Consider the following 22,151-nt stretch of genomic DNA (forward strand, 5'->3'; position numbering starts at 1 on the left):
TTGATTTCTGATCCCCGCGGCTAGATCTGTTGGGCCTCACGCAGGCTCAGCCGGCCAGGAAGTCCTGCGCCTTGAGCAATGTGCGCAAGTTGCGAGTGGTTGTTGTGCTCTTATAGCGAGCTTTCGCGGACAGTTTACTAAACGGGCTGTCCAGGGTACTTCCGGCAGTTGCCGGCCACGCGATGGCCTCGGGGCTGAGGCGCACAAATTCAGCCCCGGGGATTTCACTGGCGTGCCGGGCCAGTTCATCAAGTGCCGCGGGGTCTGAGCTGAGCGTGACATAGCTTGTGGTCTGCGCGTCATCGGCCGGGTAGGGGCAGGCATCGATGATGGATTCCAGGGTGGGCGCTTCGATGACCACAACCCAGGCGTCGTAACGGAACCGCTCGCGCAAGAGGGTCTCAACCATGGATTTCAGTTCATCTGCGGTGACTTCGGCGGAGCAAACAACGTTTCCCGAGGCCAGCAGAGTCCGCACCTTTGACAGGGGGAGGGTGGCCAGTGCTGCTCGGAGCTCGGCCATCTTCAAGTTGATGCCGCCCACATTGATCCCGCGCAGGAAGAGCGCATATTTGCTCATGCGCAAACTCTACCCGACGGCCAGGGATCCACTGAGGCGGCGCTGCGTTAACGTATAAACGGTGTGCCACTCCAAGAGTGGCACACCGTTTGAGCGTAATGGAACGCAGGCATCGAGGGAGGCCCGGCGCGGTTGGGGTGATGCTGCTAGAAGTTCTTAGGACGTGCTCTTGCGCAGGGCTTCGGTCAGGATCCGGGAAGCGTTGCACACAATTTCCGCGTGCAGGCGCCCTGGCTGACGGGTCAGGCGCTCAATGGGCCCTGAGATGGAGACGGCAGCGATCACCCGGCCGGACGGGCCACGCACCGGGGCCGAGACCGAGGCAACCCCAGGCTCACGTTCGCCAAGGGACTGACCCCACCCACGCCGTCGTACTCCAGCCAAAACGGTGGGTGTGAAGCGGGCGTTATGCAAGCCCTCCAGCAAACGCTCGTGGTCCTCCCACGCCAGCAAAACCTGCGCGGCGGAACCGGCCTTCATGGTCAGCTGCGTACCCACAGGAATGGTGTCGCGCAGGCCGATGGGCCGCTCGGCCGAAGCCACGCAGACACGGGAATCGCCCTGGCGGCGGAATATTTGTGCGCTCTCACCGGTGGAATCACGCAATTGCAGCAGCACCGGACCGGCGGCGGCAATCAGCCTGTCCTCGCCAGCGGCCGAGGCAAGCTCAACGAGCCTGCTGCCCAGCACAAACCTGCCCTGCATGTCACGGCTGACGAGCCTGTGATGTACCAAGGCTAGTGCCAACCTGTGCACGGTGGGCCGGGCTAGTCCGGTGGCCGCGACGAGCTGAGCCAAGGTGGTGGGGCCGGCTTCTAATGCATCAAGCACAAGAGCCGCTTTGTCGATGACGCCAACGCCACTAGAATTGTCCATGTACTGATATTACCGTCTCATTATGTGAGATGCCAATCGAAGGATTGGCATCCTCCCAGATGGGGCTGGAACAGTGGTCATATACAAACCAGCGAACACGCCTGACGTTCCCGTCACATTCTACGCGACGGGGTTTTGCGGCAGGGGTTCAACAAGTGAAGGGAGCTGCTGTGAGCGAGTCAATCACTCCCCGCACAGTGGACAATGCAGCAGTGGATAAGGCTATGAGCGCCCCGCGCAAGGAAGCGAAGACGCTGGCCGAAAAAGTGTGGCGCGATCATGTTGTCCGCCAGGGTGAAGGCGTGGGCGATGCTGCCCAGCCCGACCTTCTTTACATTGACCTTCACCTGATCCACGAGGTCACCTCCCCGCAGGCCTTTGAGGGTTTGCGGTTGGCTGGGCGTCCGCTGCGCCGCCCCGACCTGACGATCGCCACGGAGGATCACAACACTCCCACGTTGGCCATTGACCGTCCTATTGCTGATCTAACGAGCCGTACGCAGATCCAGACTTTGCGTAATAACTGCGCCGAGTTCGGGGTCCGTTTGCATTCGCTGGGTGATGCGGAGCAGGGCATTGTTCATGTGGTGGGCCCGCAGCTGGGTTTGACCCAGCCCGGTATGACAGTTGTCTGCGGAGATTCCCACACCTCTACTCATGGTGCTGTGGGTGCGTTGGCGTTCGGTATTGGGACTTCCGAGGTGGAGCACGTCATGGCTACCCAGACCTTGCCACTGAAGCCGTTCAAGACCATGGCCATCAATGTTGAAGGCACCCTGCGGCCAGGGGTCACTTCCAAGGACATCATCTTGGCCATCATCGCCAAGATTGGCACTGGCGGCGGTCAAGGTTATGTTCTGGAATACCGCGGCTCGGCCATTCGCGCCCTGTCAATGGATGCCCGTATGACGGTGTGTAACATGTCGATCGAGGCTGGCGCCCGTGCTGGCATGATCGCCCCGGATGAGGTCACTTTTGAGTATCTCAAGGGACGCGCTCACGCTCCCGAGGGTGCGGACTGGGATGCTGCGGTGGAGTACTGGTCATCTCTGAGGACAGAGGACGACGCCGAATTCGACGCCGAGGTTTTCCTGGACGCTGATACCTTGGAGCCGTTCGTGACGTGGGGAACCAACCCGGGCCAGGGCGTATCCCTGTCGCAGACTATCCCGTTCCCGTCTGTTTTTGGTGATGAGAATGCCAAGGCCGCTGCTGAGCGTGCACTGGCCTACATGGACTTGGAGCCCGGTACGCCCATGAAGGACATCCGTGTTGACACGGTGTTCTTGGGTTCCTGTACTAATTCCCGCATTGAGGACCTGCGCTCCGCGGCGGATATTATCCGCGGCCGCGAAAAGGACCCGAACATCCGCATGTTGGTGGTTCCCGGTTCTGCCCGGGTCCGTTTGGAAGCAGAAGCCGAGGGTCTGGATAAGGTGTTCATGGACTTTGGTGCAGAGTGGCGATTTGCTGGTTGCTCCATGTGCCTGGGCATGAACCCGGACCAGCTGGAACCGGGCGAGCGCTGCGCATCCACGTCCAACCGCAACTTTGAAGGCCGCCAAGGCAAGGGCGGGCGTACTCACCTGGTCTCTCCCGTGGTGGCAGCTGCTACCGCTATCCGCGGAACCCTCAGTTCGCCCTCGGACCTTGAACCAGCCACCCTCGAACCCGCCAACTCAGTAGCGTAAGGAGCTCACCATGGAAAAGTTTTCTACCCACACCGGCGTTGGTGTTCCGCTGCGCCAGAGCAACGTTGACACGGACCAGATCATCCCTGCCGTGTATTTGAAGCGGATTACCCGCACCGGTTTCGAGGACGCACTGTTCTCCAGCTGGCGCAAGGATCCGGAATTCATCCTGAACCAGGAACCATACACGGCCGGGTCTGTGCTGGTTGCCGGCGCTGATTTTGGCACGGGTTCCTCGCGTGAACACGCGGTGTGGGCGTTGAAGGACTACGGGTTCAAGGCCGTGCTGTCTTCTCGTTTTGCCGATATTTTCCGTGGCAACTCGGGCAAGCAGGGCCTGGTTGCTGCTGAGCTGGCCCAGGATGATATTGAGTTGATCTGGAAGGTGTTGGAGAACGCTCCGGGCACCGCGGTCACAGTGGACTTGGTGGCCAAGATGGTTACGGCAGGCACCGTGGTGGCCCCGTTCCAGATTGATGACTACACCCGCTGGCGCCTGCTCGAAGGCCTCGATGACATTGGCCTGACGCTGCGCAACGAACCCGACATCACCGCGTTCGAGGCCACGCGCCCCTCGATCAAACCCACAACCCTGCCGGTGAAGGTCTAACTTCAGCCACACGCTAGTGATAGCCGGCCCGTCCCTTCAGGGGTGGGCCGGCTTTTTGGTTTACGAACAATGCCGGCCTCGAACCGCTAAGGAATGGGGGGCAACTTCACTTGTTTGAAGGCAACCCCGCAGCGTGCAGCAGTGCCACCAGCCGGCGTGCATCACGCAAGTCATCCCAAACCCAACGCACCACTTTATAACCTCGCGCACGGAGCCGGTCCTCGCGTATCTTCTCCGCCACAACCACCTCCGACGGTGTTTTTCCCTTGAGGTATTTTTGCGCGGAGTACTTCTCATACCCATCAAATTCGCCCAGTACCTTGAATTCCTCCCAGTCAAAATCCGGCAGTCCAATGAAACCTCGGTCATCCCAAAATGCTTGTTGTAGGAAGGGGCTCGGGAAGCCGTTGAGGATCATGATGGCGCGGCTCCACGATTCGCCGGCAGACTCTGAGCTACCGTTGGCGAGCCTGACCACCCGTTCCACCCGTGTTCGTTGTACCGCGCTTTTCAGCAGGGCAGCGCTGGCAATGACATGGTTTTCAGTGAAGTTGAGCTGCGTGTGTGGTGGGGAGCCTGGCAATATGTGGTGGCTCAACACCTTGTCCATGACGGGTAATGCGTGGGTGAGTGGCAAGCGGATAGCAAGGTCTCTAGCTACCTGAGGTGGTGGTGTTACAAGCAGCCCAAACATCCTCCAAGGCGGAGAGTCTCCTTCTACAGCAAGAACACGGCGAACTCCGTGACTGCTCTGACCTCCCTTGGCGGTGGGAGGCAGAACACTCTGTACCTCTTGAGGGATGCGTAGAAGAGGGAGCCCCATGAACTGGGCAGCCGATTCTCTGGCAAATACCGGAGGATTTTGTGCCAGTTCGTGTACGGCTTGAATAGTGACCCGATACTTCTCCCACGGTTTGTAGCTGTTCCATAGATCAGCAGGCAGGTAGAGGCCACGCCGAACACGCACGAGTGCTCCGGACTTTGCCTGTACTGACAGCCTCTGGGCAGAATACTCGTCAATGTATTTGTTGTCCGGCCTAAGGAACTGTGGCACCTGAAACGTATCCATCAACCCAGCTTGCCTGCCATTCGCCAGCCCAGAGCTCGTGGTGCTGCAAAGTGTGAGCCACAAAGTGGTTAACCCTGGCTGTGCAGGAATATCCGCACAAGATTGTGGGCAAAGTGGCTCAGTTCAGCGGGCTAGAAGGGCAAAAATAGACAGGAACGGAACCAGCGGAGTCCGTTGTTAAGATTCGAGGCCTGTTGACGGGCCTCAAATCCTAACAACGGACTCCCCGCCTTTTCGGGGCGAGCTTAGAGGCCCGAGCCGCCACGTTTTACGCATCCTGCGCCGGAGAAACTATGCTTGACGCAGGCCCCGGACTATACCGGGGACCCCGGTGTGAACCGGGCAGCCCGGTGGGCCGGGACAACCCCGGTGGGAAACCGGGAGCAAAGTGTGGAACAAAGGAACTAGGTGACCATGAGCAGAATTCTGACAGTCCGTGGCGGTGTCCCGCTCAAGGGACGTGTACAGGTGCGCGGCGCCAAAAACCTGGTCCCCAAGGCGATGGTTGCCGCATTATTAGGCAATACGCCCTCGATTTTGCGTAACGTCCCTGAGATCAAGGATGTTGAAGTGGTGACATCACTGCTGCAACTGCACGGTGTCACAGTGGTCAAGGACCCCTTAACAGGCGATCTCACCCTGGACCCCGCCAATGCCAAGAAGGCCAATACGGCTGAGATCAACACCCATGCCGGTGACTCCCGCATCCCGATCCTGCTGTGCGGACCCTTGATTCATTCGATCGGGCACGCCTTCATTCCAGATCTTGGCGGGTGCAAGATTGGTGACCGCCCCATCGACTACCATCTGGAAGTGCTGCGCAAGTTCGGTGCCGTGGTGGAAAAGACCAGCGGCGGCATCTCCATTACCGCGCCGCTGGGCCTAAAGGGCACCAAGATTTCCCTGCCGTACCCCAGCGTTGGGGCCACCGAGCAGGTACTGCTCTCGGCAACACGCGCCGAGGGCATCACCGAATTGACCGGTGCCGCCACCGAGCCGGAGATCATTGACCTGATCGCCATCTTGCAGAAGATGGGTGCCATCATCTCCGTGCAGACTGACCGCACCATCCGCATCGAGGGTGTGCAGGAACTGACAGGTTATGATCACACCGCCCTGCCCGACCGCAACGAGTCCGCGTCCTGGGCCTCAGCGGCCTTGGTGACCGGAGGCGATATTTATGTTGAAGGCGCCAGCCAACGCGACATGATGACGTTCGTGAACACCTTCCGCAAGATTGGCGGCGGCATGGACATTCACGACGACGGCATCCGGTTCTACCATCCCGGCGGCGCCTTGAAGCCACTCATCTTGGAAACGGACGTGCACCCCGGCTTCATGACGGACTGGCAGCAGCCCCTGGTGGTTGCCCTGACCCAAGCCGAAGGCGTCTCTATTGTCCACGAGACTGTCTATGAAAACCGCTTCGGTTTCACAGAGGCACTGACCCGCATGGGCGCCAACATCCAGCTCCATCGCGAGTGCCTTGGCAGCATCCCGTGCCGCTTCGGCCAGCGCAACTTCATCCACTCGGCCGTCATCTCAGGTGCCACACCACTGGTGGGCGCTACCATCAACGTCCCCGATTTACGTGGCGGCTTCAGCCACATGATCGCAGCCCTGGCCGCCCAAGGCACCTCCACGGTGACGGGCATTGACGTGATCAGCCGCGGCTACGAGCACTTCACTGAAAAACTTGACGGCCTCGGTGCCGACTTCGACATCCGCGATTCAAATAAGGCGCTGATTTAGAAGTGGCCAAGCGCACCATGTCCCGGCGCACCCGGGCGTTCTTTGCCCTTTTGGCAGGGATTGCCCGGCCCCTCATGAACGTTCTCACGGCCAAGGAATGGCACGGCACAAAGAAGCTGCCCCACGGCGAGGGTTTCATTGTCGTGCCCAATCACTGCACGGAAATTGATCCGATTGTTGTGGGCCACATGCTCTACAACCAAAAGATCATGCCGCACTTTTTGGCCAAGGACGGGCTGTTCAAGACTCCCGTGCTTGGCGCGGTGCTGCGCGGTGCCCACCAGATCCCGGTGGAACGTAGCGGAGCAGGTGCCGGAAAGTCACTGGATGTGGCCAAGGAAGTCCTCGGGCAAGACGGTGCCGTGGTTGTCTATCCCGAAGGGACGCTCACGCGGGATCCCGATCTTTGGCCCATGAAGGGGCGCACCGGTGCCGCCCGGCTCGCGCTGAATACCGGTGCCAAGGTCATCCCGGTTGCCCATTGGGGTGCTCAGGAAGTTTTCCCGCGCTACGCCAAGGGTTTCAAAATTTTCCCCCGCAAAACTACCCATGTGCTGGTGGGGGATCCCGTTGACCTGAGTGAATTCATGGGTAGCAGCGGGGACAAGGCCACTCTTGACGCCATGACTGAGAAGATCATGGGGGCCATTACCGAGCTGCTGGAAACCCTCCGCGGCGAGAAGGCGCCCGCCGAACGCTGGGATCCTGTGGCCCACCAGCAAAAGTCTCACGGCAGGTTCGTGGAACGCGGTGCCGAGTCCCAGAAGAAGAGCAACACTGACGACGCCGGAACAACACAAGCAGGGGATCTTCAGTGAGCTACGTGGATGGTATTGCGCCTGTCAAGATAGCAGTGTTGGGTGCCGGTAGCTGGGGCACCACCTTTGCCAAGATCCTAGGCGACGCCTCTGCCGGCACAGATCGCAAGATCGTGGTGTGGGGACGCCGGCAGGAGGTAGTGGATCAGATCAATGATCTGCACCGCAATCCACGCTATCTCTCCACCACGGAGCTGCCCGCGAATATCTCCGCCTCCACTGATGTGAAAGAAGTGCTCAAGGACGCCGAACTCGTGGTCCTGGCAGTTCCTGCCCAGACGTTGCGCGAGCAATTGCGCGGGTGGGCCGGGCACCTGGCCCAGGACGCCGTCGTCGTGAGTTTAATGAAGGGGCTGGAACTGGGCACGGACCAGCGCATGTCCCAGGTGATCGAGCAGGAATTTTCCATCTCCGCGGACCGCGTGGTGGTTATTTCAGGCCCCAACCTGGCCATGGAAATTGCGCGCCAGGAACCCACCGCCTCCGTGGTTGCCTGCACGGATGAGGACACGGCCAAGTGGGTGGCCAACGTGTGCAAGCCGAGCTATTTCCGCCCGTACACCGTCAATGACGTGGTGGGTGTGGAGATTGGCGGGATCGTGAAGAACGTGATTGCGCTGTGTGTTGGCATCTGTGAAGGGCAGAAGGTGGGCGATAACACGAAGGCCTCGGTCATCACCCGCGGGCTCGCCGAGACCACCCGGCTGGCGCTGGCATTGGGAGGGCGGGCCGAAACCATGGCCGGGCTGGCCGGGCTGGGCGATCTTGTGGCCACCTGTTCGTCCTCACTGAGCCGCAACCACACCGCTGGGCGCATGCTCGGCGAGGGGCTGACGCTCGATGAGGTCAACAACCGCATGACGCAAACTGCCGAGGGCATCAAGTCCGGGCGTGCGGTCTCCGATCTTGCCGCCAAGATGGGGGTCGATATGCCCATTACCAACGCCGTTGTGGGTGTCCTTGAAGGTAAACTGACTGTCGATGATCTGGGGCCGCTGTTGTTGGCCCGCCAATTGAAATCCGAAGGCGACTAACGCGTGACTACTGATTCCCCCGCTACAACTGCGCCCACACGCGTCGCCATTCTCTTTGGCGGGCGCTCCAGCGAGCATGCCGTGAGCTGTGTGACGGCCGCTGGTGTGCTGGGTGCCATTGACCGGACCAAGTACGACGCCGTCCCCATCGGTATTGCGAAAAACGGCCAGTGGGTTTTGGCTGGCGAGGAGATCGCAGGCTGGTCCCTTGCCTCGGCTGTGCTGCCGGAAGTTGTGGCGGGCAAGCAGAGCGTTTCCCTGGCTCACCTAGATGGCGGGCACCAGCTGGTGGTCTCGGAAGCGGGGACTGTTCCGCAGGAGCTGGGTGCCGTGGATGTGGTGTTCCCGCTGCTGCACGGGCCGTGGGGCGAGGATGGCACCATTCAGGGTTTACTTGAGCTCTCTGACACCCGCTATGTGGGTGCTGGTGTGTTGGCGTCAGCTATTGGCATGGACAAGCACTTCATGAAGGTGGTTTTTGAGGCCGCCGGACTGGCTGTGGGCCCGTATGTGGCCGTGAGTGACCGCGAGTGGACTGTGGACCCCGCCGCCGTCAAGGACCGCGTGGCAGCTTTGGGATTCCCCGTGTTTGTGAAGCCGGCACGGGCGGGCTCCTCCATGGGTATTTCCAAGGTGGATTCACTGGAGGGACTGGACGCTGCCATTGCCGAGGCTCGCAAGCACGATCTTAAACTCGTGATTGAGGCCGGAATTGTTGGCCGCGAAATTGAGATTGCCGTCCTTGAAGGACGCGGCAGTGAGCCCCCTCGCGTCTCCCTTCCGGGCGAGATCGCCATGCTTGACGGGGCGCACCACGCCTTTTATGACTTCGAGGCTAAATACGTTCAAGGCGGGGCGGTGAACCTCAGCTGCCCGGCAAAGATGCCGGAGGCCGATATTGCCCGGGTGCAAGAACAAGCTGCCCTGGCGTTTGACGCCGTAGGCGCTGAGGGACTGTCCCGTGTTGACTTCTTCTACACCGAAGCCGGGGAATTGATCATTAATGAGATCAACACGATGCCCGGCTTCACTCCGAGTTCAATGTACCCGCAAATGTGGGCGGCCTCGGGCCTGAGCTATCCGGACCTGATTGATGAACTGATTCAGTTGGCCCTGAACCGGAAAGTTGGCCTGCGCTAACACCCGCTGGGCCGCACCTTATAAAGAACCCGGATTAGTGTTCGGTCCAGCACGCCAAGATGGTGGTGGCCATTTGGAAGGCAAAGTCCGTCCGGGAGATTTTGTTCTGGCCCACGGTTGCTGACATGGCGGTTCCGTCCACGTGGAGGACCATGTTGTCCTTGGCAAAGACCACATCACCGCCGGCGGACTGATAACCGGACAAGCCCAGGTTGGAGAGGCCTACAACGGGTGGGGCGGCTAAGGATGTGGCTAGTTTTTTGGCCTCTGCAAGTGCCTGCGCGTCCCCGGTCATAACCTTCACGGTCATGCTAAACGGGCCAGCCGCCAGGGAGTAGTTGCAGGTGTACGTCTGCCCGTCCCACGAGATAGTGGTTGCAGGGGTGGAGGAAAGCCCCAGGATCTTGGTGACGCTATCCTTGGCTTCGGCGGAGCAGACCATAGAGGTGGCCGCCGACGGCGCTTCTACTGTGCCTGCCATAGCCGACGGCGAAGAAGGGGCACCGCCCTGTGAGGCACCATTGACTGGGTTCATCGGAGCGGTAACTTCTGCCGCACAGCCGCCGAGAAGAATTGAAGCCATGAGCAGTCCCATCACCGCGGGATATGCCTTGTTCATTGCTATTTCCTTACTAGTGGTGGAGGAACTGTTGATGGCGGATATGTTGGTGGCGTCAGGCATCGGTACGTTCTAGCGAACGGTCAGGACACCGTGCATGGAAGTGTTGGATTCGCTGTGGAACGGGTAACTCCCGGGCTTGCTCGGTGCCTTGAAGGTGGCCATTGCCCCGGCTGCCACGGCCACGCTAAAGCTGCTGCCGTCCTCGGAGGTAAGAGTGTAATTGGCAGTATCCATATTCATCACGGTCACGGTGGATCCGGCCGCAACGGGGGTTGCATCACGGTACGCGCCTGCTTCGATGTGGATCATCGAGGCCATGCCGTTGCCAGCTTCGCTCATGCCGTCCATGGGCATCTCGGTTGACATGGGCGCCATAGCCGCCGGTGAATTTTCCGGAGCCGCAGCCATGCCACACCCTGACAGGCCAAGCAGCACTATCAGTGCGGCGGCCCCTTTGAGAGCTAGTTGCGTGTTCATAAGCGTCCAATCCAATGAAATGCTATTCCGTGGTGCCGGGCCCTGCCCGGCACCTGGGAGTGGCTAGGAGTTGTGGCTGGAGACGAGGTGTCCAAAAACAACAGTGTTTTCGGTGTATTCACCGGAGGAGGTATCAAGGCCACCGCAGGTGATGAGGCGGATCTCGGCCCTGTTCGTATTGCCGTAAACGGCAAGGGTCGGGAAGGTGGCCTTCTTAACCACCTCGAGCTTGTCGACTTCAAAAACGGCCACGGTTCCATCGGCGCGTGTCACCGAGAACTGCTCACCGGGCTTCATTTCATGCAGCCGGAAGAACAGGCCCTGTGGTGATGCCAGGTTGTTGACATGGCCAAGAATGACCGCGGGGCCCAGCTCCCCAGGCGTTGGGGAGTACTTGTACCATCCGCCGGGATCGCCGGGCTGACCGCCTGGAATCTCCATGGTGCCATCAGCTGCCTGGCCTAAAGGTACAAGCGAGGTGTTGATGCCCACTTGCGGTACTTGCAAGCTGACGGGTGCCGATTCTGCCAGAACTGGACCCTTCGAAGCGGGCTTGACAGGTTTTGCTGCCGGGGCGGAAGTGCTCGCCTCGGCCGAGGGGGCCGGCGTCGGGCTGGTTGTTGCGGGTATTTGCGGTGCAGCTGTTTGCGCGGAGGTTGCCACCGGATCCGGGGCAGTGGCCGGCAAAGACTCCGGGGCGCACGCCGTGGTTCCTAGGACAAGTGATGTGAGGAGGACGCCGGCCGCCGCGGAAGCGGTGAGGCGCCCGCGGCGACTGGAGTTCTTATTCATGGGGTATCAGTCCGCGATCTGCTTCGAAGCGGTCTTCTTTGTGCGCAGGGCCAGGAAAGCACCCGCGGCCATCACGAGAGCTCCACCACCGGCATAGAGCGCAACATCGGAAGTGGCGCTGGTGGACTGTGTTACCGGCTGGGTCAGGCCCGTATCAGGAGCACCGCCCGGCATGGCAGCCATCTGGGAGACGGCAAGGGTGCCACACAGTGCCGGGGAGGTGGCAGCCAGCGGAAGGCTGGGAACCAAATCGCTCTTTGCATCCTGGGCAGCGGCCGGAAGTGTTGCCGGATCCAAACCATGGACCACCACAACGCCGGTGCCAGCCTTCATAGCTGCAATGGTTGCGGCATTCATGGTGAAGGTGCGCTCGTAGGTGTAGGAAGCGCCCATGCCTCCCACCTTCAAGTCCAAGGCGGCCTTGTCACTGGTGTCACCACTGGTGGATAAGGTGGTGCCAATCTTTCCGTACGAGGGACCACCCTCGGTTGTGCTGATCACTCCGTCCTTGTTGGTATCGGCATCCGGGCCAGGACACGTACCCATGGCATCAATGTGGATGTGCTGGACATGCGGGTAGGGGGCGCCATCGAATGTTGCCGCGAGCCCGCTGACGTTTTCGGTGACTGTTGCCTGATCTCCGGTCAAGGTGATCATGACACTGCCAGTGGCATTGCTGCCGTTGAGAGCTCCAAGGTTTGCCTGGTAACTCGTGGTGCCGTTGTCATCAGCCATGGCTCCTGCCCCAGAGAATGACAGTGCAGCCAACGCCAAGGCGGGGACAATGAGGAAAGCAGATTTCTTATACATAAGAGATTTCTCCTTATTTTTCTGAGACTTCAGCTTTGAGGCCTCACAGTACGTTCGGAGCCAGGCCGCCAGCGGATTGGAACAATTCCCAGGTTCAGAGAAATTGTCTTCCCGCTGATCTGCCGGGCCGCCATCGCAGGCTCGTGAATTCCGCCCAAACACGGGCCCATACCCCCTACACGCCGCGAGTTGGAGCGCCACATGATGAATGGAAAATGCGACGGGGCTTAGAGCCAGACAAAGCGGATAAAAAACCAAATGGCGTAACTTAACCCCGCTGTCTTGGCCAATAACGACTAAACTCACACCCCGCCCCTATGCTGTCCCTATAGCCGTCTGGTAGGAGGAGTGCTTTGCGATGGTCGGTCCAATAATTCGGGTGGGTATTGTTGATGACAGTGAAGTGGTGCGGATTGGCTTTTCGGCGGCTGCCGCCATGGATGCCAAATTTGCGCTCCAGGGCATCAAGGTAGTTCTCGCTGCTGAAACTGTTCCGCAACTGCTGCAATCGCCAGTAAGCATGTTAGATGTTGTGGTCCTTGATTTGTCCCTTGCGGACGCGTCGGAGCCAGGAGAAAATGTGCGCCTCTTGGTGGATGCGGGCTATCCGGTTCTGGTTTTTAGCGTGGCCGAGAACACCGACGCCATCAAATCTGCTTTGGCGGCCGGGGCCGCCGGGATCGCGCGCAAGGGTGATGACGTCAAGGACGCTCTGGACATGGTTCGCAGGGTTGCAGCAGGAGAGACCATTGCGAGCCAGGAACTGGCCATCGCCATTTCCTCGGATTCACTTTTTATGGCGGCCGAGCTCAGTGATCGCGAACGGGAAACTCTTAAGTTTTATGCCACCGGGTTTACCGGGGTCCAGATTGCTCGGCGCATGAATGTCTCGGTGAATACCGTGGGCACCAACATCAAGCGTATTCGAGAAAAATATGCGGCGGCCGGCCGGTATGCGCCCACCAAATTGGAGCTCTATCACCGCGCTTTGGAAGACGGAATCATTCCCACGGGATTGAGCTAGTACACAACTAAGCGTTTATTGACCCTAAGGGGAGCTCTTGCCTGTACCGCAACCAAACAGCGCTCTGCTACCCAACACAGTGCAGATGACGGAATTAGTGTTGGCCCGCTCCATTGGGGTGTTTTCACTACTGTTAGTGGCGTTGGCGCTGCCTGATCTGCTGCAGGATACGGGCGGTCCTGCCCACGTTTGGTACACAGTTATTGTTGTCCTGATCCCGGTGCTGGTGGTTGCCGTCATGGTGCCTACCCAACGGCAAGGGTTGCGCCGAATCTTCGCAGGTACTGTGGCCTGGTTGCTCCTGGTGGGGTTCTTGTTGTGGCATCTGGGCCTGATTGGTAATTCGCTTGGCCCGGATGCACGGCCTTGGTCGTGGGGCATTGCCGGTGCCGGGGTGGGACTGGCTGCTGTGGCCAAAAACACCCGTATGGCCAGCTTGTACGGATTTTGTTTTACGCTCCTGGTGTTGCTCATTCCCGCCATGCCGGCCGGTTCTTCCCGGGCCTGGGCAGATTCGTGGCAGGATGCTTTGCTGACAGCAGCCATGACTGCAGTCATTGTCGCCCCCATTTGGGCACTGCGTCAGGCCGTTCAAGAATCAGAATCAGCGGCAGTCACGGCATTGGAGAAGTTCGCTGCTGCGGCCCGTTCCGAAGCTATCACTGTAGAACGCATGCGCCTGGATGCCCTCACCCATGACATTGTGCTGAGCACGTTGATTGTGGCCTCCCAAGCCGTGACCCCAGAGGTTGTGGCGGCGTCGCGGAAGACCGCCCGGCTGGCTCTAGCCCAGATGGATGCAGTGGGGGAGGCGACCTCTGTGGCTGCCGAACTCACCATTGCGGAGTGGCTGGGCCGGATGAGGGTGGCTGTATCCCTGCACGGAGGCTCCTTTGACGTCCCGCCCCCTGGTTCGCAGGCACCGGCAAGTCTTTCCCTGGTTGCTGGCCGGGCCATAGTTGAAGCCACCACAGAGGCGGTTAAGAACAGCATTGCGCACGCTCCCGGTTCATTGCCTGCTGTGACGGTATTTTTTCCAGCGTCACAGGTCATTGGAAAGCCCCAGGTAGCCGTTGAGATCGCGGATAATGGGCCAGGTTTCGATGTAGCGGATATTGCCATGGAGCGCATGGGCATCAAGGTTTCCATCGTGGAACGAATGCTGGGTGTCCAGGGCAAGGCCGCAGTGACTTCAAGTCCTAGTACAGGGACGCTGGTGCGGCTGGAATGGAGCACGGACGGAGGGCATCATGGATCAGCTCAGAACTAAGTGGCTGGTTCTGGTCTTCGCCACGTGCATGCCCATCGCTCATGTGATTATGGGGCTAGCCAACACGGCTAAGGTCAGTTCTTTATGGCAGTACCTTTTGGCCATGGTGATCTGTCTGGGTCTGGTGGTGCTTTTGTGCGTGGATATGGACAGTGGGGCCATACCGTTGAAATCAGCGTGGCTTGTTGTTGCCGGGGTTGTGGTCATGGAATTGCTGGTGACAAGTGTTCTGCCGCTTGGGATTCATCCAGGCTATGCGGCATGGCAAAACGGCGCTATTCAGATGCTCCTGGTGGCCTTAGCATTCCGAGGACGAACGTCCTTGGCATGGCTTGGCATGGGAGCCTTCGCCGCTCTTGACATGAGAGCTTCTCTGGGCCATGGGTTATCTCTTGTTGACGGGTTGGCGTTAGTGTTGACCCCCATTATGTGGATGGTGATTGCCACGGCCGTCCTGATGGTCTTGGGACGCAGTAGGAACAACATTGCGGTCTACTCGGAGCAGAGTCAGAAGGCTGCCCTCAGGCTGGCATGGGAAGAGGCCCACAATATTTACCGGGCGCAACGGCTGGTGGAATTGCAGGAGGCTACGCGTCCGGCACTGGAAGCGATTGCCTGCTCGAAGCTGACGGATGAACAGCGCAGGGAATTGACGTTTCTGGAAGCCGGGTTGCGCGATCAGATGCGCGGCAGGACGCTGGTGACCGGGGGAGTCCCGGATGCTGCCCTTGCTGCCCGCAAACGCGGCGTCAAAGTTGATCTGCTTGATGACAGGAAAGCGCCTCTGCCTGGCGCCATCGCTGCTGACGTGTCCCGGAAGCTATTGGAAGTTTTGGCCCAAGCGCAGGCGGGAACGGTGCGAGTGCGCGCCTTGCCTGTAGGGGAAGTCCCCACTGTCACGTTCCTCGCTTTCGACGAATCAGCAGACCAGTTTGAAACTTATGCTGAAATCAGCGTCCTCCACTCTGAACCGGACAGGTAGAACCTTTGATAAAGACCCCGGAATTCGTTCCTGCCCGCGTACCTTCAAGAGCCATGGGCCGTGCGCTGGTTTTGCTACTGGCCCTGGTACTCACGGGCTGCACACTGGCGCCACCGGCCGGTGAACGGCTTGCAGCGGAGGGAACCGCCACCGCGGATGGAGTGCTGCTGGAAGTGGACCGCGCTACGGTGAGCCTGCCCGGTGGAGCCGTAGCACCAGGAACCACTGTGAGTGCCTCCATCAAAGCGGCGGTGCCACCGCCTCCAACACAACCGCCTCCAACACAACCGCCTGCAAAAGCCAGCACCGCTGGCGTGGAACTGCTTCCTGCGGCCAGTGACCAGCTGACCGTCACAGTGGGTGAAGAGCTGGCAGCAGGCACGTCAATGACTATCACCATAGCCCTGTCCCGCGTTCCGGAAAGGTCGGGGCTTGATCCCGCACCAGCTTCTTTGGCATTGGCCCACCTGCGCAGCGGAGAAGAAGTGCCGGACTTACTCAGGGTGTCGCTGATAGGAGAGACAAACACTGGCCGAATCTCCGCCCAGGTTCCGGCCGGTGGAACCTTTTGGGCTGTCTACGCGGACGTTTCCTCGCTGCTGGGCGAGGTGTCACGCACTTTAGCGGCCACGGAAACCGCCAACAAACCACCGTGCGCGGATAAACCTGCCTCGGTAGCTGGCATGAGGTTCACTGCAGCCTCAGCCACAGCCTCAGCCACAACAGGCTCGTGGGCCTGTTTGCGGGAGCACAACGGCATGCTGGTGGTCGCGGTGGCGGCGAAATCAGCTGTGCCGCTGCGCGTTGCCTCCCATGAAAAGCTTCTGGGAGCCCCGGTCCTCGATGAAAAGCTGCTCCAACCTTATTTCCGCCAAGTTCTCCAGCCGTTGCTGGAACGGCACAAAGATCTGGTCGGCGCTCTGCCAGGGGTGGTGATGGAGTACGAAACCGCGGCAGCCGGCGTCGAACATCAGGAATGGGAACTGCGCCCCTACCCGGCCATGTTCCTCCTGAAATACGTGGCCACGGTGGTGCAGACCACCCTGGATGACGCTATTGAGCCGGCCACCATTGATGCCAGCCGCACGGCCGCTTGCGTGGCGCCCTTACTCGAGGCAAACAAGGAGGAGCTGGCTCTTAAGGAATCTTGGGCTGCGCCCTTCGTGAAGGATTTCATGAATTGCGTGGCAACGTCCCTGGAGATTAGCCAGCGCATGGATGTTTTGCTCGGTGCAGTCAATGCCGTGCCAGATGTGGTGGCGGGAGCCGCAATCCTAGAATGGGATGAGCTCCAACCTGGCCAGGGCACCAGCGTAGCCATTGCCGGCGCCATGGAATGGAGCACATATTCGGGCACACTCAATGATGCAAGAATCAGTTTTGAGCACCCCGTCGGGTGGACCGTCATGGATGGCTCGGTCAACCCGCAATTTGGTGCCAGCAACGCCTTGGTGGTGTACGACCATCAGGGCAACCGCAAGGCCGCCATGAACGTGGAGGACGGCGCCCATGTCAGTGGCCCCGTTGACCTCCGTCCCGTGAGCCATCTAGGGGGCGGATCTGACGCCGCACCCACGCGCATCCCAGGGGCTGAGGTGCGGGCGGTGGCGATGGATCTTTCGTCTCAGCCGCAACTGCGCACCCGGGACTTGGCGGATCACAAGGTGCAATTCTCCATGTCCTTGTCCACGCGCAGCACGGATGGTGCGGCATTGAAGGAGCTGGCTGTTGGCCGGCTGGAGGGTCAAGTGGTGGTTGAAACCGGTGTGAGATCACGCGCACAAAACCAGACACAGCGGTATGTCATGTTTGCCCACAGCGACGGCTTTGAGACCATTGCGGCCGCCCAGGAGTATGCCAAGGGTGGTGAATTTAGGGCTATCCAAAAAATGTTAGCGTCCTTCAAGGGATAAACTGGACGCTGGTCGCATCCTGCCTCAGCACACCACGCACATCATGGCGCAGGCAACATTCTAGGAGCCTTCCCCATGAGTACTGAGCCCGTACAGCAGCCGAACATTATTCGGTGGACCCACAACGGCGCCGAACAGAGCGCCCTGTGGGTGAGCGCCAGTGGGGCAGCCATGCCCAAAAAAGTGCTGGCTGTGGATGATTCTCTCACCGCGGATGAGGCCTACCGGCTCGCTGCACAGGGGACAGCTTTGCTTTGGCTAGGCGATTACCACAATGCCCGCCAGCTTCTTTCGGCCATGGCCCGCCGGCTGCCTGTTTTTTCAAGGCTCGACGGCGAATCAGTGGCCCAAGCGTTCTACCGCTACCGCCAGGGACGGACACAAAGGGCCAAGATGCTTGGGCGCGTGCTGGTGCCGCTGGCTTCCGGCCCCGCCGTGGCATTGCGCCGCGCCCCGGATGTCAGCCAGGCGTGGCTCTTGGCAGCAGGTCCCGTGGAGGAGACCACTGTGGCTCCGTTGCAGGATGTGCTGGGTTCCATCGGTGCTTTGGAATGGCGGCGCAACGGATTGTTTGTGCAGGAACTCGATGCTGTGATCCGTCCTCATTACGGCACTTTTGCCCCCATCCGAAGTGAGTATTTAGCTCTTGTAAACTCTGCTGCCCTGCCCTCAAAGGAACTGGCCTTCGACATTGGCACAGGCACCGGCGTGTTGGCTGCCATCCTCGCCAAACGCGGGGTGAAAAAAGTAGTGGGTACTGACACTGAAGCTCCAGCAATCGCCTGCGCGCAAGAGAACGTGGCTGATCTTGGCTTCTCAGATTCCTTCGAGGCCGTCCAAATGAGCATGTTCCCGGAAGGGAAAGCACCCTTGGTGGTGTGCAACCCGCCTTGGCTCCCCGGCACAGCCAACTCCGTGCTGGACCACGCTGTCTACGATCCCAAGAGTCGTATGCTCAAGGCATTCTTGGCCGGCTTGGCCAAGCATCTGGAGCCCGAAGGCGAAGGGTGGCTCATCATCTCGGACCTGGCCGAACACCTGGGTCTGCGTTCCCGGGAGGAGCTGCTGGGATGGATTGATGCTGGCGGCCTGCAAGTGCTGGAGAAGCTTGACACGCCGGCACGGCACCCGCGATCCATGGATACCGCTGACCCCTTCTTTGCCGCCCGGTCACAGGAAGTCACGTCCTTGTGGAAACTAGCTGCCAAAGCCTTGGCTTCCTGAGACGTTGACCATTTGCGGGGTCCGGAAAGACTCGCTGTGTGCGGATCCGGTCCGGTGTTTGTGTGTGGGCGTGGCAAAATTGCGTCCATGAATGATGACGCTGAGATTCCCCTGCCTACCGGTAAAAGCTGGAAAGCTCGACGCAATGTATCCCTGCTTTTTTCTTGAGGCTGTTCCTCGTGAGAGCCATTCTTAGCGGAGCATTCGTGGTGAATCTAGCTAACAGCTCCAACAGCCAGTCAAAGTAGATCAGCGATGCCTTCTCATATGAGGCCACCCGCCTGTCAAGGCCCAGGAGGGTTCAGCGTCGAAGGCGTGCTCAACTGTCTGCACCGACGAGGGATTGGGCGCCAAGACCTTGGCCGCCATGACGCTGGGGCTCAGAAAGTCTCGAGGTGCCAACGTGCTTTCCTTTACGCTTGCCACTGTGGGGACCGCACCAAGCGTTGATGGCCAGTCCATTGCCCTCAAGGACGGACGGCGCCATTTTGACTATCGCTGATGCCCTCGCCTCGGACGCTTTGGTCCTACACCTGGATAACTCCGGGTTGCGCTAAGGACTCAAGCCAAATTTCCGCCCTTATCCGGCTAGCACCGGAGTGCTGTTACTCTCCGGTTACTTCTGGGTGGCTGCGTCGCCAAGGCCCACACATCCGCCGGTAGCCGGAATCTTTGCTGCTGCCGCCGAGATCTGGGTCAGCACGGTGTCCGAGGGGACCTTGTTATCTCCCAGGATCACTTCTGTCGCGGGGTTTCGGCCATAGGTGGTGAACGTCCACGTGTCCTCACCCTCCTTGATGACCCAGTCCACACCATTGACGGTGACACACCTGTCAGTGGTGGGGCCGGGTACCTGTACGCCGCACCGCAGAAGCACCGCAGCAGGTTCACCCCACGCCGCTGTCGCTTGGCTGGAGGTGGTGCGGCGCTTCGCGTCGGCAAGTGAATCAGGCAGAGCCACCATCATGGGGGCACAGGCCGGATTGTTGGCATCGGGCGCTACATCGATGGTCACCGCTGGGGTGCACGCCGTGAGTACGAGCAGGGCAGAAGCGGCAATGGTGGCGGTACGCAGGGCAGAAGACGCAAAAAAACGCATGATCCAAGCCTAACGGCTTGGCGCAGCGCCACGAACCCGGAGGCCGTGGCGCCGCGCTGCGGGCCTTATAGCTTTTCTAGAGCTTGTAGCTTCCCTAGAGGCCAGTGCGCTCGGGTCCTTCGATCCAGTTGCCGAGCAAACCGTTGTGCTGGCCAAGCGTCGGGGCGGGGGAGGGCGCAACTGAACCGGTCAGCCGCAGCGGTGAGGCCAGTGTCTTGAAACCGTCCGACTCTATGGCCACATTGCCGCGGTGTGCAGCATGTTCGCTGCTGAGGGCCTCATTGACGGTGTGCACCTTGGAGACCGGAACATGGTGGGCCGCGAGCAGTTCCAGTGCCTCGTCGTCTGTGAAGGGCTGCAGTGCTTCTTCCAGTGCCGCCCGGAATTCAACAGGGAATTCGTTGCGGCGGGTTTGTTCGTTGAAACGTTCATCCTCGAGCCACTCGGAACGATTCAGCGCCTCTGTCAGCCGGGGGAACAGACGATCTCCCGCGATGGCGATGGCGATGGAGCCGCGGCCGGTTTGGTAGGTGCTAAACGGGGTGGACATGGCGTGGTCGTTGCCGCAGGCCACCGGTTCTTCGCCGTGTAAGGCCCGCATGCCCACCGATTCCAGGACGGAAACCAGGCTGTCCAGCATGGCCACGTCGATGTGCTGGCCCCGGCCGGTGTTGTGCCGTTCATTGATGGCAGCAAGGGCCGCAATAGCCCCGTAGAGGCCCGGAACTATGTCACCAATGCTGATACCAACTCGGGTTGGATCCCCGCCGCGCAGGCCGGTGATGGACATGAGCCCGCTCATGGCTTGGGCGATCAGGTCATAGGCCGGCGCATTTTTGAGTGGCCCATCTTGCCCAAAACCGGAGATGCTGACAATGACGAGTCTGGGGTTTTCCACCATCAGACTTGCCGCGGAGAGCCCCAACCTGTCCATGACGCCGGGCCGGAAGTTTTCAATGACGATGTCGGAGCGCCTCACCAAGGCGAGCAGGCGCTCACGTTCCTGTGCAACCTTCAGGTCCATGGTGATGCCGTACTTGCTGCGGTTGAACAGGCGGTAGTAAGCCGATTCTCCGTTGTACCAGGGACCAAAATGGCGGGAGTCGTCGCCGTCCGGGCTCTCCACCTTGATGACTTCAGCGCCCAGATCGGCCAAGATCATGGCGCAGAACGGTCCCGCCAGGACCCGGGAAAGATCCAGCACTCGCAGGCCTTGAAGGGATCCGGGACGGTTCAGTGCGGCGGGGAGGGGCTCGGGGCTGGCGGAAGTGATCATCGCAGATATGGTCCTTAGAAGGTTGCTGGGCCCGGGTCTAGGGCGCAAGTTACTTCCATCACAGCATTGAAAGGGGACGCAAAACAATTAACTGGCTCGCTGTACGTCTGTAATCACAGACTTACGCGGAATACAATGGCCGTATGAGTTCTGTGAATTTACCCCAAGTGCCCGCAGCCAGGAACGTGTTGGCTATGTTGCGCTATATCGCATCGCAAGCCGGACCCGTGGGGGCCGCGTCAATTGCCCGGGACGTGGAGCTGCCCCGCTCAACCACCTACCATCTGCTGTCAGCGCTGATAGATGACGGCTTTGTGGTGCACCTGCCCGAAGAGCGCAAGTATGCGCTGGGTGTGACCGCGCATGAATTAGGTACGGGCTACTCCCGCCAAGTTCCGCTGCAGCGCCTGGCCCGCTTCCCCATGGCCCAACTGGTTGAGCGCAGTAGACGCACGGCGCACCTTGCAGTGATGCATGGGCGTGAAGTTATCTACGTCATTGAGGAGCGGGCAAAGCGACAAGCCACGCTGGTGACCAATCCGGGTGTCAGGCTTCCCGCCCACCTGACCGCAAGTGGGCGCGCCATGTTGGCCACCATGCCAGCGGAGCAGTTGGACGCCCTCTATCCGGGGCCTGAAGCATTCCCCCAACGCTATGAAAACGGTGTGCATTCGGTTCAGGCGCTCAAGGAGCTATTGGCCTTGGTTCGGGAAAGAGGATTTTCCTGGGAAGAGGACGAGGTAACGAACGGTTTCTCCAGCTTGGCTGTTCCTGTTCTTGACCGCAGCGGCCATGCCCTAGCCAGCGTGACTTTGACCGTGTCCAACCGTCCCGCGTTGAGCCCGGCAGCGGCGGCCAAAAATGCCCTTGAGGGAGTGATTCAGGAGCGCGCGGTCCAGCTAGAAGATCTAAAAACGCAGTGGCTGCCAGAGGTGAACCGGTGTGCAAGGGAAATCTCCCGGCGGCTACGCCCCAATATTTAATGCGCTCGGCGCGCAGCTAGCGGACCACGCAACTATAAACTCTCCTTCGAAGCCATTGTTTTCGACAGTCTTGCGGGTATATCGTTAACTATCGTTCGTGTATCGTTCA

General features: G+C 59.9%; 21 protein-coding genes. 12 read left to right on the plus strand and 9 right to left on the minus strand.

Annotation, left to right across the window (positions count from 1 at the left end; all coding sequences use genetic code 11):
- Nucleotides 1-46: 46 nt before the first annotated feature.
- A complete protein-coding gene (locus RY113_RS02310; RefSeq protein ID WP_110106716.1) occupies nucleotides 47-580 on the minus strand; it encodes a DUF1697 domain-containing protein in 534 nt (177 codons plus the stop codon).
- Nucleotides 581-736: 156 nt separating this feature from the next.
- On the minus strand, nucleotides 737-1,456 hold the full coding sequence (locus tag RY113_RS02315; RefSeq protein WP_110106717.1) for an IclR family transcriptional regulator: 720 nt from the start codon (nucleotides 1,454-1,456) through the stop codon (nucleotides 737-739).
- Between the two features lie 224 nt (nucleotides 1,457-1,680).
- Between RY113_RS02315 and leuC the strand changes: the two genes are divergently transcribed.
- Nucleotides 1,681-3,147: a 3-isopropylmalate dehydratase large subunit gene (leuC, locus tag RY113_RS02320; RefSeq protein WP_315913369.1), complete on the plus strand. Its 1,467-nt coding sequence runs from the start codon at nucleotides 1,681-1,683 to the stop codon at nucleotides 3,145-3,147.
- Between the two features lie 10 nt (nucleotides 3,148-3,157).
- Nucleotides 3,158-3,757: a 3-isopropylmalate dehydratase small subunit gene (leuD, locus tag RY113_RS02325; protein WP_179442442.1), complete on the plus strand. Its 600-nt coding sequence runs from the start codon at nucleotides 3,158-3,160 to the stop codon at nucleotides 3,755-3,757.
- Nucleotides 3,758-3,863: 106 nt separating this feature from the next.
- On the opposite strand, the gene RY113_RS02330 is transcribed toward leuD, so the two are convergent.
- A complete protein-coding gene (locus RY113_RS02330; protein ID WP_315913162.1) occupies nucleotides 3,864-4,826 on the minus strand; it encodes a hypothetical protein in 963 nt (320 codons plus the stop codon).
- A gap of 414 nt (nucleotides 4,827-5,240) precedes the next feature.
- Here RY113_RS02330 and murA point away from each other — a divergent pair, with 414 nt between their 5' ends.
- The 4 genes from murA to RY113_RS02350 are packed head-to-tail and all read left to right on the plus strand — an operon-like array spanning nucleotide 5,241 to nucleotide 9,570.
- Nucleotides 5,241-6,578: a UDP-N-acetylglucosamine 1-carboxyvinyltransferase gene (murA, locus tag RY113_RS02335; protein ID WP_110107400.1), complete on the plus strand. Its 1,338-nt coding sequence runs from the start codon at nucleotides 5,241-5,243 to the stop codon at nucleotides 6,576-6,578.
- Between the two features lie 17 nt (nucleotides 6,579-6,595).
- Nucleotides 6,596-7,396: a lysophospholipid acyltransferase family protein gene (locus tag RY113_RS02340; protein WP_315913371.1), complete on the plus strand. Its 801-nt coding sequence runs from the start codon at nucleotides 6,596-6,598 to the stop codon at nucleotides 7,394-7,396.
- Nucleotides 7,393-8,430, plus strand: coding sequence for an NAD(P)H-dependent glycerol-3-phosphate dehydrogenase (locus RY113_RS02345; RefSeq protein WP_315913163.1), 1,038 nt, complete (start codon nucleotides 7,393-7,395; stop codon nucleotides 8,428-8,430). The genes RY113_RS02340 and RY113_RS02345 overlap by 4 nt, the downstream gene beginning before the upstream one ends.
- Before the next feature lie 3 nt (nucleotides 8,431-8,433).
- Nucleotides 8,434-9,570, plus strand: coding sequence for a D-alanine--D-alanine ligase family protein (locus RY113_RS02350; RefSeq protein ID WP_315913164.1), 1,137 nt, complete (start codon nucleotides 8,434-8,436; stop codon nucleotides 9,568-9,570).
- Between the two features lie 34 nt (nucleotides 9,571-9,604).
- Here RY113_RS02350 and RY113_RS02355 read toward each other — a convergent pair whose 3' ends face one another.
- From RY113_RS02355 to RY113_RS02370, 4 genes are all read right to left on the minus strand, one after another.
- On the minus strand, nucleotides 9,605-10,153 hold the full coding sequence (locus tag RY113_RS02355; RefSeq protein ID WP_315913165.1) for a hypothetical protein: 549 nt from the start codon (nucleotides 10,151-10,153) through the stop codon (nucleotides 9,605-9,607).
- A 108-nt stretch (nucleotides 10,154-10,261) separates the two neighbouring features.
- Nucleotides 10,262-10,669 (minus strand): cupredoxin domain-containing protein, encoded by a 408-nt coding sequence (locus RY113_RS02360; protein ID WP_315913167.1) that lies wholly within the window; start codon nucleotides 10,667-10,669, stop codon nucleotides 10,262-10,264.
- A 63-nt stretch (nucleotides 10,670-10,732) separates the two neighbouring features.
- Entirely contained in the window at nucleotides 10,733-11,461 is a 729-nt protein-coding gene (locus RY113_RS02365; RefSeq protein ID WP_315913168.1) for a class F sortase, read from the minus strand.
- A gap of 6 nt (nucleotides 11,462-11,467) precedes the next feature.
- Nucleotides 11,468-12,271, minus strand: coding sequence for a hypothetical protein (locus tag RY113_RS02370; protein WP_110107409.1), 804 nt, complete (start codon nucleotides 12,269-12,271; stop codon nucleotides 11,468-11,470).
- A gap of 358 nt (nucleotides 12,272-12,629) precedes the next feature.
- Here RY113_RS02370 and RY113_RS02375 point away from each other — a divergent pair, with 358 nt between their 5' ends.
- From RY113_RS02375 to RY113_RS02395, 5 genes are all read left to right on the plus strand, one after another.
- Nucleotides 12,630-13,295, plus strand: coding sequence for a response regulator transcription factor (locus tag RY113_RS02375; protein ID WP_245932295.1), 666 nt, complete (start codon nucleotides 12,630-12,632; stop codon nucleotides 13,293-13,295).
- Nucleotides 13,296-13,380: 85 nt separating this feature from the next.
- Nucleotides 13,381-14,565 (plus strand): sensor histidine kinase, encoded by a 1,185-nt coding sequence (locus tag RY113_RS02380; protein ID WP_146213089.1) that lies wholly within the window; start codon nucleotides 13,381-13,383, stop codon nucleotides 14,563-14,565.
- Nucleotides 14,546-15,547 (plus strand): hypothetical protein, encoded by a 1,002-nt coding sequence (locus RY113_RS02385; RefSeq protein ID WP_315913169.1) that lies wholly within the window; start codon nucleotides 14,546-14,548, stop codon nucleotides 15,545-15,547. The genes RY113_RS02380 and RY113_RS02385 overlap by 20 nt, the downstream gene beginning before the upstream one ends.
- 5 nt (nucleotides 15,548-15,552) lie before the next feature.
- Nucleotides 15,553-17,460, plus strand: a complete 1,908-nt coding sequence (locus RY113_RS02390) for a hypothetical protein (RefSeq protein ID WP_315913170.1) — start codon at nucleotides 15,553-15,555, stop codon at nucleotides 17,458-17,460.
- A 75-nt stretch (nucleotides 17,461-17,535) separates the two neighbouring features.
- The gene (locus RY113_RS02395; protein WP_315913171.1) at nucleotides 17,536-18,684 is read left to right on the plus strand and encodes a class I SAM-dependent methyltransferase; all 1,149 of its coding nucleotides are present in this window, start codon (nucleotides 17,536-17,538) and stop codon (nucleotides 18,682-18,684) included.
- Between the two features lie 616 nt (nucleotides 18,685-19,300).
- Here RY113_RS02395 and RY113_RS02400 read toward each other — a convergent pair.
- Both RY113_RS02400 and RY113_RS02405 read right to left on the minus strand, forming a co-directional pair.
- On the minus strand, nucleotides 19,301-19,783 hold the full coding sequence (locus RY113_RS02400) for a DUF3515 domain-containing protein (RefSeq protein WP_315913172.1): 483 nt from the start codon (nucleotides 19,781-19,783) through the stop codon (nucleotides 19,301-19,303).
- 94 nt (nucleotides 19,784-19,877) lie between these two features.
- Nucleotides 19,878-21,059 carry a CaiB/BaiF CoA-transferase family protein gene (locus RY113_RS02405; protein ID WP_110107422.1) on the minus strand — a complete coding sequence of 394 codons (1,182 nt, stop codon included), beginning with the start codon at nucleotides 21,057-21,059 and terminating at the stop codon, nucleotides 19,878-19,880.
- Between the two features lie 143 nt (nucleotides 21,060-21,202).
- On the opposite strand from RY113_RS02405, the gene RY113_RS02410 reads away from it, so the two are divergent.
- Entirely contained in the window at nucleotides 21,203-22,042 is an 840-nt protein-coding gene (locus RY113_RS02410; RefSeq protein ID WP_211315163.1) for an IclR family transcriptional regulator, read from the plus strand.
- Nucleotides 22,043-22,151 lie beyond the last annotated feature (109 nt).

This window comes from Arthrobacter sp. lap29 (assembly GCF_032458965.1).
GTDB lineage: Bacteria > Actinomycetota > Actinomycetes > Actinomycetales > Micrococcaceae > Specibacter > Specibacter psychrochitiniphilus.